The following is a 14261-nucleotide window of genomic DNA, read 5'->3' as shown; positions in this document are numbered from 1 at the left end:
ACGGCTACGAGGCGAAGGAGCAGCATGGCACAGCCCCGCACCGACCATGCCGGTGACGCGACCGGCGAGGCCCTGGAGTATCGCGGCGTCGCCTACGACACCGGCACGAACTTCGCCACCGGTCAGGGCGACCTGTCCCGGATGGCGTGGAGCAGACGCCAGATGCTGGAGGAGTTGAGCCTGATCAGCGATCAGCTCAACTGCAACTCCATCACGATCTACGGCACCGACCTGGAGCGGCTGCGGGAGACCGCGGAGGCCGCCGTCGAGCGGGACCTGCACGTACGGTTGCAGCCCCGGCTGGTGGACCGGCCGCAGAACGAGGTGCTGGACCACCTCGCCGAGGCCGCCCGGCTGGCCGAGTCGCTGCGTCAGCAGGACGCCCGGATCGACCTGACCGTCGGCGCGGTGCACCTGCTGTTCACCCCCGGCATCACCGACGGCGAGCAGTACCACCAGCGAATGGCCAACGCGTACGCGGACGCCGACCATCACCTGCTGCACCCGACCGGTCAGATCGACTTCGCGGAGGCGTCGCCGCGGCTCAACGAGTTCCTGGCCCGGGCCAGCAAGGTGGCCCAGCAGTCGTTCGCCGGGCCGGTCAGCTATTCGGCCGCGCCCTTCGAGCAGGTCGACTGGTCGCTGTTCGACCGGATCGGGCTGATGTGGCAGTACCTGCCCACCCACCACACGCCGGAGCAGCACCGGGCGGTGCTCGACGGCTACCGACGTTGGGGGCTGCCCATCCAGGTCGCCGAGTTCGGCACCGCCACCTACCAGGGCGCGGAGGAGAAGGCCTTCTTCTTCTGGGACGTGGTGGACCGGTCCGGCGCCACGCCGCTCGTGTTCGACGGCGTGATCCGTGACGAGGGTCGTCAGGCGGCGTACCACCTGCGGATGTTCGAGCTGTTCGAGCAGGCCGGTGTCAACGGTGTCTGGATCTCGGAGTTCATCCACCCGACCCACCCGCACGCCGACGATCCCCGCCTCGACCTGGACACCGCCAGCATGGCGATCGTCAAGACGATCCGGAACGACTTCGCCGACTCGGCGTCGACCTACCGGATCGAACCGAAGGAGTCCTTCCACGCCATCGCCGACCACTACGCGCACCTCGGCTTCCAGGCGGCCCGCCGCTGAACCTCCGGCCGGGCCATCGCCGTCCGGCCCGACACCCACCGTCACCGCAGCCCGCCGCGCCCGCGTCGGCACCCGGCCGGGGGACCCTCCGAGGTCCCCCGGCCAGCCGGCGGGAGGGGTCAGGTCCCGTCCCGCGTGCCAACGTCGGCGCTGGGCCCGATCCCCAGGAGCACCATGCGAACCGTCCACCGGACCTGCCCGATCTGCGACGCCGTCTGCGGCCTGCGGCTCACCCTCGACGACCAGGACCACGTCACCTCCGTCCGGGGTGACCCCGACGACCCGTTCAGCGGCGGGTACGTCTGCCCGAAGGGGGCCAGCCTCGGCCGACTCGACGAGGACCCGGACCGGCTGCGCACGCCGATGGTCCGCGATGGAGACCAGTGGCGGGAGGTGAGCTGGGAAGAGGCCTTCCGCCGGGTCGACGAGGGCCTCAGCGGGGTGATCGCGAAGCACGGCCGCGAGGCGCTCGCCGTGTACTTCGGCAACCCGACGTACCACACCATGGCGGGCTTCATGTACCGCGAGCCGATGACCCAGGCCCTCGGCAGCCGCAACGTCTTCTCCGCCAGCACGATCGACCAGATCCCGAAGCACGTCTCGACCGGCTACATGTTCGGCGACCCGTTCGCCATCGCGGTGCCCGACGTGGACCGGACCGACCACCTGCTGATCATCGGGGCGAACCCGTTGGAGTCACACGGGTCGCTCTGCGCCGCGCCGGACTTCGCCAGCCGGCTGCGGGCGCTGCGGGCCCGGGGCGGCCGGATTGTCGTGGTCGACCCGCGACGGACCCGAACCGCGGCGTTCGCCGACGAGCACCTGCCGGTCCGTCCCGGCACCGACGCGTTCCTGCTCCTCGGGATCGTCCACACCCTCTTCACCGAGGGGCTGACCCGCGTCGACGTGGAGGTGGAAGGGCTCGACGAGATGCGCGCCCTGGCCGACGAGTTCAGCCCGGAGGCGGTGGCGCCAGTCTGCGGGGTCGCCGCCGCCGACATCCGGCGGATCGCCCGCGACCTGGCCGCCGCGCCCACCGCCGCGGTCTACACCAGGGTGGGTACGTCCACGGTGGAGTTCGGCACCCTGGCCCAGTGGCTGGTCGACGTGGTGAACATCCTCACCGGCAACTTCGATCGCCCCGGCGGGGTGATGTTCACCCGGACGGCCGCGCTGGAGATCTTCCGCACCGGGCAGCCGTTCACGACGGGACGGTGGCACAGCCGGGTCCGCAAGCTGCCGGAGGTGCTCGGGGAGATCCCGGTGGCGACCCTCGCCGACGAGATCGACACCCCGGGCGAGGGTCAGATCCGCGCGTTCGTCTGCATCGCCGGCAACCTGGTGCTCTCGGCGCCGAACGGGCCACGACTGGACCAGTCGCTGCCCGACCTGGACTTCATGGTCGCGATCGACCCGTACCTCAACGAGACCACCCGGCACGCGGACGTCATCCTGCCACCGCCCCGGATCCTGCAGATGCCGCACTACGACTTCCTGCTGTTGATCGTGACGGTGCGCAACTACACCCGGTTCTCGCCGCAGATCCTGCCGCTGGCACCGGGCCAGCCGTCGGAGGCCGAGATCATGGCCCGGCTGCTGCTGATCATCACCGGTCAGGGTGCCGACGCCGACCCGGCGCTGGCCGACGAGGCGATCCTCGACGCGGTGCTGCGCGGCGGTACGTCCGCGCCGGGCTCGCCGCTGGCCGGCGCGGACGTGGCGCAGCTGCGCGCCGAGCTGACCGGCGACAGCGGTCCGGAGCTGATGCTCGACGCGATGCTGCGGCTCGGCCCGTACGACCTGTCGCTGGAGAAGCTAAGGGCCAATCCGCACGGCATCGACCTGGGGCCGTTGGAGCCGCGCCTGCCGGAGTTGCTGCGCACCGCGTCGGGGCGGGTCGAGCTGGCCCCGCCGCCGTTGGCGGCGGACGTGGAGCGACTGCGGACCCGCTTCGCCGGGCCGCAGCCGGAGTTCCTCCTCGTCGGCCGGCGTCAGCTGCGCTCGAACAACAGCTGGCTGCACAACACGGCCTCGCTGACGGGCGGCAGCAACCGGTGCACGCTGCACGTCAACCCGGCCGATGTCACCCGGCTCGGCCTTGGCGGGCACGCCGTCGTCCGGTCCGCCACCGGCGAGGTCGTCGTGCCGGTGGAGCCGAACGACACGGTCATGGCCGGCGTGGTGAGCCTGCCGCACGGCTGGGGGCATCGCCGTACCGGCCAGCGGCTGGCAGCCCGCGACCCGGGCGTCAACGCGAACGCCCTGACCGACGAGAGGGTCGTGGACGTGCTCTCCGGTAACGCGGTGTTCAGCGGCGTTCCGGTGACTGTCGCGCCCGCGCCGGCTCCCGCGGACTGACCAGCACGACACGGCGCCCCCCGCCCGATCCGGGCGGGGGGCGCCGTCGACGGCCGGATCCCCGGCGGGGTGGCGACGCTGCCACCCACCGGGGATCCTCCACCGGCCGGCCGGGGCCGGCGGCGGGGTCAGCGGGGCACGGACGGCGCCCGCGCGTCACGCCGGGGGTACGCGAAGAGCCGCATCGCGGGCCGTTCCACGAGGGTGTAGAGCACCCAGGAGACGAGGATGCAGACCAGGTAGACGCCGATCAGGAAGGCGATGCCGGTGAACGTGTCGAACTGGTACGGCTGGTACGCCGCCCGCACGCCGAGCTGGCCGTTGACCGCCGCGTGCAGCAGGAACAGGACGTGCACGTGGACCAGGAAGAACGCGTAGGAGATCTCGCCGAGCCAGACCATCGGCCCGTTGTTCAACAGCGAGCGGCGCCCCGCCACGTCACCCGCCGCGGCGGCGGTGATCAGCAGTGCCATGGGCACGAGCAGCACCGACTGGTAGCCGTCCATGAGGCTCAGCGGGATGGTCGCCACGTAGACCACGACCAGGAGCAGCGTCGGCAGCACGGTGCGCAGGCCGATCCAGCGACCCGAGATCAGGATCCGGGCCATCACCATGCCGACCAGGAACTCGAACAGCCGCGCCGGCGGGAAGAAGTAGACGAACCACTGCTCCGTCCAGCTCAGCGTGGTCGACATCGGGCTCAGCGGCCCGTCCGGCAGCGCCGCGCGGGCAATCACCGGCAGCAGCATGGCTCCGGCGGTGAACAGCCCGGCGGTGAGCCAGAGCCGCTGCGGCCGGATCCGGTTCACCAGCGGCAGCAGCAGCGGGAAGAGCGCGTAGAAGAGCAGCTCGACCGAGAGCGACCAGGTGACGCCGTTGACCGCGAACAGGTGGTAGTTCGGATCCGGCAGGAAGCCCTGGATGAGCGGGAGGCTGGCCAGGGTCGGCCCGAGCATGACCGGCAGTCCGGCGATCAGCATCAATGCCAGCACGCCGAGATAGACCACCACGTGATTCGGAAAAATCTTGAAGAAACGTCGGCGGTAGAACGCCCCGGTGGAGTCGCTCGACCGGGCCGACCAGGTGAGGACAAATCCGCTGAGTACGAAGAAGAAGGCGACGCCGACCGACCCGGTGTTGTGGGCGATGATGCCGTACACCTCGTTGACGTCTTCGTTGCGGAACAACGGGAAGATCAGCCCGTGCCCGATGAACACCAGACTCGCGGCGATGATGCGCAGTGCGGTCAGGGACGGAAGTCTCGTCGGAACGGACTCCTTAGCCTGTGTCGACGCCTCGTCTATCGCTGTCATTTTCGCGGCCGTCCTCTCCGGGCGCCAGATCTATGTACACGGCAGACACGACTGCCATTTGCGTTGCCGGCAATCTAGCAACGTGGATCCCCCGCCAGTTCTCCGGAAATGCGGATCTGCGGACGCGTGGCACCCGACCGGACCGGGCCGCCGCAGCGCCCATCGCAATCGGGAGGATGCGCAGGCCAGCCACGGAAAGAGACGGTTGACAGTGTCCTGTCAGCAGCAGACCGTGCCGTCCACAGGACGACGGTTCCACTTTCCGTTCGAGAGGTGGCCATGGCCGTGCCTACGAAGACCACATCGGAGCCGGGCTCGTCGGAACTGCCCAGCTACCCGATCCCCCGGGAGTGCCCGTACCACCCGTCGCCGGAGACCGCCCGCCTTCGTGAGCCCGGACCGGTCTCGAAGGTGCGGCTCTACGACGGCAAGGTCGCCTGGTTCATCACCGGGCCGGCGGAGGCCCGCGCCCTGCTCGCCGACCGCCGGGTCTCCAACCGCTCGGACTTCCCCAACTATCCGGTGATGGACGAGCGCCACACCCGGATGCGGGCGACCCGGGAGATGGCCAAGGAGGAGGAGGGCGGCTTCGCCGGCGCCCTGTTCGGGGTGGACCCGCCGGAGCACACCCGGCAGCGGCAGATGCTCGTGCCGCGCTTCACCGTACGGCGGGTGGCGGTGCTGCGCCCGGAGATCGAACGCATCGTCGAGGAGTGCCTGGACGCCCTGCTCGACGAGGGACCTCCGGGCGACCTGGTGTCCACCTTCTCCACCCCGGTGCCGACCCGGGTGGTCTGCGCCTACCTCGGAGTGCCGTACGCCGACCGCGCCATCTTCGAGCCGCTGACCCGCGACCTGTTCGAGCCGGAGCGTGCCGACGAGGCGATGGAGTGGCTGACCACGTACCTGACCGGCCTGGTCGAGACGCGGCGGTCGCAACCGGCCACCGGCCTGATCGACGACCTGATCGCCAGTCAGGTCTCCAAGGGCACCCTGACCCCCAAGGAGCTGGTCTCCTTCGCGATGGCGATCCTGGTCGCCGGCACCATCACCACGTCGAGCATCATCGGGCTGGGCACCCTCGCCCTGCTGGAGAACCCGGGCCAGTACCAGCGTCTGGTGGCCGATCCCGACCTGGTGCCCGGAGCGGTCGAGGAGATGCTGCGCCACATCTCGCTGGTGGAGCAGCTCGCCCGGGTGGCCACCGAGGACATCGAGATCGGCGGCCACGTCATCCGGGCCGGGGACGGCATCCTGGTCAGCTTCGCCGGGGCGAACCTCGACCCGAGCGTCACCAGCCACCCCGGAACCCTGGACGTCACCCGGCCGCCGTCGAACCACCTCGCCTTCAGTTTCGGCATCCACCACTGCCTGGGGCACAACCTGGCCCGGTTGGAGCTGGACATCGCGTTCCGCGCGCTGGTACGGCGGCTGCCCAACCTGCGACTCGCGGTGCCGGCCGCGCAGATCCCCACCTTCCAGAGCGGGGACGTCGAGCGCCTGGCCTGCCTGCCCGTCGTCTGGTGAACCGCGCCGCCCGGGCGCCGGAGGACCCTCCGGCGCCCTGCCCATCCCGCCGCAGTCCCCGAGGAGTCCGATGCACAACCCAGACGGCGCAGTCGCGCTGAGCGCAGAGGTGTTCGCCAACCCGTTGGCGCTGCTCACCGAGTTGGGCGAGCGGCGTCCCGTGCACCGGGTGACCCTGCCGGACGGGATGCCCTCCGTCCTGGTCACCGGAAACCGCGAGGCTCGGGAGGCGTTGTCCGACCCCAGGCTGGTGCGCAGCATCGAGGCCGCCGATCCGGAGCTGCACAAGTACCACCCGCTGGCCAGTGACGACTATCCGCTCTCCCGGCACATGCTCTTCGCGGACCCGCCGGACCACGCCCGGCTGCGGCGGCTGGTGTCCAAGGCGTTCACCCGGCGCCGGGTGGAGCAGATGAAGCCACGGATCCAGGAGATCACCGACCGGCTGATCGACGAGGTGGTCGCGCGTGGGGAGGCAGACCTCGTCCGGGACCTCGCGCTGCCGCTGCCGATCGCGGTGATCAGCGAGATGCTCGGCGTGCCGTACGACGACCGCGCCGAGTTCGAACACCATGCGGAGACCCTGACCGGCATCAACGCCTCGGCCAGCTTCGACTCGATCATCGCGGCGGGCACCTGGTTCGACCGGTACCTCAGCGATCTGGTCGAGCTGCGTCGCGCGGATCCCCGCGACGACCTGATCTCGGCCATGATCGCCGCGCAGGAGCAGGGTGACCGGCTCAGCGACCTGGAACTGCGCTCCAACGCGCTGCTGCTGCTCAGCGCGGGCTTCGAGACGACTGTCAACCTGGTGGCCAACGGACTGCTCGCGCTGCTGCGGCACCCCGAGGCGGCCGAGCTGCTGCGGGCCACGCCGGCGCTGATGCCGAACGCCGTCGACGAGCTGCTGCGCTATGACAGCCCGGTCTCCTGCGTGACGTACCACTTCGCCCGGGAGCGGCTTGAGATCGGCGGCTTCGAGATCCACCCCGGCGAGCACGTGGTCATCGCCGCGGCGGTGGCCAACCACGACCCGTCGGTCTTCGCCGACCCGGGCCGGCTCGACGTGCGTCGGGAGAACAAGGGGCAGATCCTCAGCTTCAGCCACGGCATCCACTTCTGTCTCGGGGCGCCGCTGGCCAAGCTGGAGGGCGAGGTGGCGTTCGAGACGGTGCTGCGGCGGCTGGAGGGCCTCGCGCTCGCCGTGCCGGCGGACGACCTGACGTGGAAGGCCAGCTTCGTGCTGCACCGCCTGGAGCGGCTGCCGGTGACCTTCACGCCCCGACCCTGAGCGCCCCCTCAACACCACCGCGATCTTGCACTTTCTGCCTGGACCAAAGCCCCGAAACGGGACGAATCAGGGGCCGAAAGTGCAAGATCGCGGTGGTGGCGGGCGGGGTCGTACCTCGCAGCCCTGAGTGGGCGCGTGGCGGCGTCCACGGCCGGCCGGTGACCCGGGTCAGCGGCCGTCGTCGTGCCGGCCCAGGTGGGCCAGGAGCCGGGCCTGCTCGTCGGCGGCGGCCGGAGGTGGCACCGCTGGGCCGAAGCCGAACCGGACCTCGTCCTCACCGACCAGCTCGATGGTGTGCCAGAGATGGGCGATGTCGGCCGGGTCGATGCGCGCCCGCCATCCGAGGGCGCGAGCCAGGTCCCAGTGGTGCACCACCAGCTCCATGCCGATCGCCCGGTCGACGACCTCGGCGTACGTCCAGTCGCCCAACCGTCCGCCGATCCGCGCGCCGGCGACCTCGGGGTCGGTGAGCGCGGCGCGGACCTGCTGCTGGATGGCGCCCCACCCGCCGAGCGGATCCTCCGTCACGCGCGGCACGGCCGGCGGCGGCGCCCCGGCGCGTCCGAGGTGGATGGTGTTCATCTCGGCCACGTGGGTCACCAGATCGCCCACCGTCCAGTCGCCGCAGGGTGTCGGGCCGTCCCAACCGGTGCCCGGCACCGTCGCGGCGGTCCGGGCGAACGCGTCCGAGCGGCGCAGGTACCGATCCACGACCTCGTCCATCGCGGCACTATAGGACGTGCCGGCGACGGGACGGCCCCGCACACGCCGGTGCCCGACAGCGGCGGGGACAGCCACTGCCGGGCACCGGGGATCGGGGCAGGTCAGCTGGGGTTGACCGTGCCGGCCTTGACGTCCAACCGGGACAGCACGTCCACGATCGCGGCGGACGCCCGCTTGGCCTGCTGGTCGTCGAGGACCAGCGGCGGGGACAGCACCAGCGTCGGGCCGTAGTTGCGGGTGATGACGCGGTGGTTCTCGTACAGCTCGTCGGCGACGGCCAGCGCGAGGTCCGGCGCGACCGGCTCCCGCGTCTCGGGGTTGCTGACCAGCTCGATGCCGACTGTCGCGCCCTCGACGCGCACCTCGCCGACGGCGGGCAGGGCCGCGGCCGGGGCCAGCCCCGCCCGCATCCAGTCACCGATCTCCAACGACCGCTTCAGCAGCCCCTCGTTCTCCAGCAGGTCCAGGTTGGCCAGCGCCACCGCGCAGGCCGTGGGGTGACCGGAGTAGGTGTGGCCGTGGAAGAAGCTGGCCTCCCCGGCCGCCATGACGTCGGCCACCCCGTCGCGCATCAGCACCGCGCCCAGCGGCAGGTAGCCGCTGGTGAGGCCCTTGGCGGTGACGATGATGTCCGCGTCCATGCCGCGATCGGCGGAATCGAACCAGGTGCCGGTACGCCCGAACGCCGTGATCACCTCGTCGGCGATCAACAGGATGCCGTACCCGCTGAGCAGCTCGCGCACGCGCGGCCAGTAGTCGGCGGGCGGGGCGATGACGCCGCCACCGCCGAGGATCGGCTCGCCGATCATCGCGGCGACGTTCTCCGGCCCCAGCCGCTCGATCGTCGCCTCCAGCTCCCGCAGCAGGAAGGCGGTCGGGTCCTCGCCGCCGTACATCTCGCTGTGGTACGGGTACGGCGGGGTGACCTTCTCCACGTGCGGCAGATTCGGACCGACGCCGATCTGCATGTCCGGGATGCCGGTCGCGGTGCCGCCGCCGAGGGTGGCGCCGTGGTAGCCGAAGTGCCGGGCGATGATCCAGTTGCGCTCGGTCTGCCCGCGACGGTGGTGGTACAGCCGCGCCAGCTTGATGGCGGTGTCCACGCCCTCGGAGCCGCCGGAGGTGTAGAAGACCCGGTTGATGTCGCCCGGGGCCAGGTCGGCCAGCCGCTGGGCGAGCAGCGCGGACTTGTCGTTGCCGAACTCGAAGAAGCTGGTGAAGTGGGCCAGCTCGGTGATCTGCGCGGCGGCCGCCTCGGCCAGCTCCCGGCGACCGTGGCCGACCTGGGCGACCCAGATGCCGCCACCAAGCATGTCGAGGAGCTCCCGGCCCTCAGCGTCCCACACGGTGGAGCCGACGCCCCGCACGATCATCCGGCGGAACGGTCGCTGGTCACGCTGGTGCGAGTGCAGGACGTAGCGCTTGTCCAGCTCCCCCAGGTCGGCACCGGACACGGCGCGCCCGGCTCTGGTCGTAGAAATCGTCACGTGACTACTCCCTCGTTGCAGTCGATGCGGGCTTCGCGGTACGTGGTGGGGACGGCCGACGTGGCGGCGGTCCACTGTGTCCACCACCGCACCGGTCGGTCGGCGCGTGGACGGCCGGGCGTACCTGCGCCCTACCGGTGGACTCCCCGAAACAATGGCAGCCACGGGCGGCCGGAACATCTTCGGCCGTGCGCAACGCCCCACATGGGTCACGTCGTGGTGCCGGGTCGCGAAATAAGCACTCTGGAAGATGCCGACAAGCCGGACCGCTGCTTACCGTACGCGTTCGAGGTGTATATCGGTGGTGGCCCGCAGAAACAGCGGTCGGCCATCCATTTCGCTCAGGAACCAGCGGCACTAAATTGACGCCGCATTTACCAGGATGGGAGAGAACATGCCCGTACGGGGCGGAAAGATTTCCGCGGCGGTGGCCGCGGTGATGCTGGTGTTGGTGGCCGGGTGTGGGGACGGCAACTCGGCCGGCAACGACGCCAAGGCCGAGACGCCGGCCCCGGCGACGCCGAAGGCGCCCGCCGACCTCAAGGACCTGCTGACCAACCCGCACGAGGACGCCAGCAAGGACGAGGTGCTGACCTTCGACTTCAAGCAGGTGGCGGAGAAGTCACTGCTGGCGCCCCCGAAGGGGATGGCCTTCACTCCGGACTCCTGCGTCAACTACGTGACCATCGGCGACGCGGCCGGCACCCCGCTACAGACCGCGGCGCCGGCCACCATCGCCGGCCTGAACGGGTTCATGCAGTTCAACACCGCCAGCCCGGTGGGCAAGGACCACAACCTGGGCCACGACAACTTCTTCGCGCACTTCGTGGTCGAGTTGCCGGAGGGGCCGAAGCTGGACGCAATGCACAAGGCGGCGACCGCCTGCAACAACGGCGACATCACGCTGGACGGCAAGGTCCCGGGCAAGCTCAGCAACGTCAACTTCGAGACGCCATCGCTGGCCGGCGCCGAGGCCAAGGGCCTGGTCCAGCGGATCACGTTCCCGCCGCAGAAGGACGCGGCGGGCACCAAGATCCTTGAGACGTACTACGGCGGCGTCGAGCCCAACGGTGGGATCGACCGCTTCAAGCACATCGTGATGGTGGTGATGGGCAACGTGCTCTACTACGGCATCGTCACCGACATCGAAACGGCGAACAAGATGGCGGCGAACTTCCACCGGTTGGCCACCGCGCGCGGCATCGTCTGAGCTACGCACTTCCGTGCCCACGCCCGTTCCGGGCGTGGGCACGGTCGCGTTTGCGGCGCGAGGATTCCTCCGCCATGAACGAAAGACCGGGGCAACACAGAAGATGCCCTCCCCCGCCGCCTAATGCCACCATTACGTTGTGGCCGATTAGAAGAAGACCAGTCGGCAGAACATTTTTCGCCAGCTGGTCCGACATCATTTGTCGGCGGCTATGAAGCGGCATTGGCGGAGTGTGCGAAGCACCAATCACGATTTCCCCAACCGCTGACAGTTTCCCCGGTTTCGCTCGACAGGCAGGAGAGGTTAGCCGTGGGTTCCGAAATTGGAAATCGCGTGGTGGTGCTCGGCGGGAGCATCACGGCGCTGTTCGCCGCCAGCGCGCTCAGCGAAGGCTATCGAGAGGTCGTCATTGTCGATCGCGACGACATGGTCGACGTCTGGGACGCGCGCCGAGGCGCACCGCAGGGCCGGCACATCAACGGCCTCATCGCCCGCGGCTCCCGGGCCATGGAAGACCTGTTCCCCGAGATCACCGCCCAGATGGTCACCGCCGGATGCCCGCTGACCGACCTGGCCGGCACTGTCAAGTGGTACATGAACGGCAGGCCACTGGCCCAGACCCGGGCCGGCCTGACCTGCGTCGCGGCCCGACGGCCGATCATGGAGGGACACGTGCGGCGGCGCGTCGCCGCGCTGAAGAACGTGACCTTCATGGAGCGCACCGACATCACCGGCCTGGTGTTCAGCTCGGACAAGTCCCGGGTCATCGGGGCGCGGGTGCAGCGCCAGGGCGAGGGCAACAGCGAGGAGATCCTCACCGCCGACCTCGTCGTCGACGCCACCGGCCGGGGATCGCGCACCCCGGTCTGGCTGGAGGCACAGGGCTACCAGCGCGTGCCCGAGGAGGGCACAAAGATCGGGCTCGGCTACGTCACCCGGCACTACAAGCTGCGGCACGACCCGTTCGGCACCAGCCACTCGATCATCTCGGTGGCGTCGGCGGACAACCCCCGGGGCGCCATCTTCACCAAGTCCGACGGCGGCAGGGTCGAGCTGACCACGTACGGCATCATGGGCGACCACCCGCCCACCGACCCGGAGGGCTTCAACCAGTTCGTCAAGTCGCTGTCCGCCCCGGAGATCTACGAGGGCATCTCGGACGCCGAGCCGCTCGACGACCCGGTGCTGTTCAAGTTCCCCACCACGCTGCGGCGGCGCTACGAGCTGATGTCCCGCTTCCCCGACGGCCTGTTGGTGCTCGGCGACGCGGTCTGCACCCCGAACCCGGTGTTCGCCCAGGCGCAGACCCTGGCCGCGCTGCAGGCGCTGGCGCTGCGGGACCTGCTGCGCTCGGGCCAGGCCCCACAGGCCAAGGACTTCATGCGAACGGTCGGGCGGATCATCGACCCGGCCTGGGAGATGACCGAGTCGATCAACCTCAGCTTCCCCGCTGTCGAGGGCAAGCGCACCCGCAAGGTGCTGATGCTGCTCGCCTACATGAAGCGACTGCACATGGCGGCCACCAAGGACGCCAGCCTCACCGAGGCGTTCATGCGCTCCGCCGGTCTGGTCGACCCGCTGGAGGCCCTGCTGCGCCCGGCCGTGGTGTGGCGGGTGATGCGTCACTCGCGTGCCGAGATGCCGCTGTTCGGCGGACGGATCTGACCCGCCGGTCACCCGGCACCTGGTCGCCCTCCGGCCGACCGGCGACGGCACGATGGACCTCGTCCCCACCGGGGGCGAGGTCCTTCCGTCGTCATCGCGGCTCGCGTGTCGAACCAACCCCGACGGTCGCCGCGAGCACGTATCCTCCGACGAGGCGTCGACCGGGGCGTCCCGCGCCGTACCCGGCCGCCCCGTCGGCCACCAGCGACAGCTCGCCCGAGGGGGGACCATGACCACCCGCAAGCCCAGCGAAGCCCGCATCCGGACCCGGATGGCCCGCACCGGCGAGAGCTACCCGACCGCGCGTGCCGAGCTGTCCGGAGCCCGGACAGCGCCGCGGCCGGTGACCGACGCCGGCTGGGCGTTACGCGGTGGGCTGCACGCCGAGACCTCCAACGTGACCAACCTGCTGACCCACCTGGGCGACACCAGCGGCGCGGAGCTGACCGAGGCGATGCTGCTCGGCGTCGGGGGTGGCCTCGGGGCCGGCTACATGCTCTGGGAGATCAAGGGGCAGACGCCGAACCTGTTCCTGGGATTCCGGTACCGGTGGACCTTCCACGACTGGGCCGAGCGCACCATGGACCGGCTCGGCGTGGGCTACCAGGTGAAGACGACCGGCAGCAGCAAGGCCGCGTCCGCCGCGCTGCACGAGCAGCTCGCCGACGGCACCCCGGTCATGATCGCGCCGGACCGGCAGCTCGTCGGCTACTGGCACCTGCCCCCGGAGCCCGCGCTGGCCGGCCGCGGCCGTCCGGTCTTCTCCGGCGCCCGGCGCAGCCCCGTGGTGGCGTACGCGGTCACCGACGACGGCATCCGGCTCGACGACCGCAACCTCGCCCCGCTCACCGTCGACGCGGACACCCTCGCCGACGCGCGGGCCCGGGTCAGCTCCACCAAGAACCGCATGATCGTCGTGGACTCGGTGCCGGAGACCCTCCCGCTGGCCGACGCGGTACGCGCCGGCATCGCCGACTGCGTCGCGCACCTGGACGCCAAGGCCGCCACCGTCGCGTTGCCCGCGTGGAGCAAGTGGAGCCGCCTGGTCACCGATCCCCGCAACGCCAAGGGCTGGCCCAAGCTGTACGGCAAGGCGGGGATGGTCACCACGCTGCTGTCGGTCTGGGAGCACGTCGAACCGGCCGGGCTCACCGGCGGCAACCTGCGCGACCTCTACGCCGACTTCCTGGACGAGGCGGCGCCCCTGCTCGGCGACTCCGCCGACGCGGCGGCCGACGCGGCGCAGCTGTTCCGCGACTCCGCGCAGCTGTGGCACGAGGTGGCCGAGACGGCGCTGCCCTGGGACGTCCCCGAATACGCCCGGCTCCGGGAGCTGGTCGCCACCATCTCCGCCGGTGTCGCGGCCGGCGACTCCGCCGTCGCCGAACGCGCCGAGGCCGCCGACACCCTGTGGGACCTGATCGGCGAGTACGACCGCAAGCTCCCCGCCGAGCCCGACCTGGCCCGGCTGTCCGAGCAGATCCAGGCGGTCTACGACACCGAACGCGAGGCCGTCGGTGCGCTGCGCCACGTGCTGAAGTGAGCCC

At 70.6% G+C, this 14261-nt stretch carries 10 protein-coding genes; 7 read left to right on the top strand and 3 right to left on the bottom strand.

Annotated elements, in window-relative coordinates:
- Positions 1-24 precede the first annotated feature (24 nt).
- Both ABZ808_RS01755 and ABZ808_RS01750 read left to right on the top strand, forming a co-directional pair.
- Positions 25-1140 carry an abortive infection protein gene (locus tag ABZ808_RS01755; protein WP_356999463.1) on the top strand — a complete coding sequence of 372 codons (1116 nt, stop codon included), beginning with the start codon at positions 25-27 and terminating at the stop codon, positions 1138-1140.
- A gap of 174 nt (positions 1141-1314) precedes the next feature.
- Positions 1315-3498, top strand: a complete 2184-nt coding sequence (locus tag ABZ808_RS01750) for a molybdopterin-dependent oxidoreductase (protein WP_356999461.1) — start codon at positions 1315-1317, stop codon at positions 3496-3498.
- A gap of 128 nt (positions 3499-3626) precedes the next feature.
- Here the strand turns inward: ABZ808_RS01750 and ABZ808_RS01745 are convergent, their stop codons facing one another.
- A complete protein-coding gene (locus tag ABZ808_RS01745; protein WP_356999458.1) occupies positions 3627-4811 on the bottom strand; it encodes an acyltransferase in 1185 nt (394 codons plus the stop codon).
- A 285-nt stretch (positions 4812-5096) separates the two neighbouring features.
- Here ABZ808_RS01745 and ABZ808_RS01740 point away from each other — a divergent pair, with 285 nt between their 5' ends.
- Positions 5097-6338 carry a cytochrome P450 gene (locus ABZ808_RS01740; protein WP_356999455.1) on the top strand — a complete coding sequence of 414 codons (1242 nt, stop codon included), beginning with the start codon at positions 5097-5099 and terminating at the stop codon, positions 6336-6338.
- A gap of 70 nt (positions 6339-6408) precedes the next feature.
- A complete protein-coding gene (locus tag ABZ808_RS01735) occupies positions 6409-7629 on the top strand; it encodes a cytochrome P450 (protein ID WP_356999452.1) in 1221 nt (406 codons plus the stop codon).
- Between the two features lie 168 nt (positions 7630-7797).
- Here ABZ808_RS01735 and ABZ808_RS01730 read toward each other — a convergent pair whose 3' ends face one another.
- Positions 7798-8352: a TIGR03086 family metal-binding protein gene (locus ABZ808_RS01730; protein ID WP_356999451.1), complete on the bottom strand. Its 555-nt coding sequence runs from the start codon at positions 8350-8352 to the stop codon at positions 7798-7800.
- 101 nt (positions 8353-8453) lie between these two features.
- Positions 8454-9839 carry an aspartate aminotransferase family protein gene (locus ABZ808_RS01725; RefSeq protein WP_356999449.1) on the bottom strand — a complete coding sequence of 462 codons (1386 nt, stop codon included), beginning with the start codon at positions 9837-9839 and terminating at the stop codon, positions 8454-8456.
- 394 nt (positions 9840-10233) lie between these two features.
- Between ABZ808_RS01725 and ABZ808_RS01720 the strand changes: the two genes are divergently transcribed.
- The 3 genes from ABZ808_RS01720 (at position 10234) to ABZ808_RS01710 (ending at position 14257) form a co-directional block, all read left to right on the top strand.
- Entirely contained in the window at positions 10234-11049 is an 816-nt protein-coding gene (locus tag ABZ808_RS01720; protein ID WP_356999446.1) for a hypothetical protein, read from the top strand.
- 309 nt (positions 11050-11358) lie between these two features.
- Positions 11359-12714, top strand: a complete 1356-nt coding sequence (locus tag ABZ808_RS01715) for an FAD-binding monooxygenase (protein ID WP_356999443.1) — start codon at positions 11359-11361, stop codon at positions 12712-12714.
- A 229-nt stretch (positions 12715-12943) separates the two neighbouring features.
- Positions 12944-14257 (top strand): DUF4872 domain-containing protein, encoded by a 1314-nt coding sequence (locus tag ABZ808_RS01710; RefSeq protein WP_356999441.1) that lies wholly within the window; start codon positions 12944-12946, stop codon positions 14255-14257.
- The last annotated feature ends 4 nt before the right edge of the window (positions 14258-14261 follow it).

It is taken from the genome of Micromonospora sp. NPDC047527, from assembly GCF_040643015.1.
Taxonomy (GTDB): domain Bacteria; phylum Actinomycetota; class Actinomycetes; order Mycobacteriales; family Micromonosporaceae; genus Micromonospora.
This window is presented reverse-complemented; position numbering and strand designations above follow the sequence as displayed.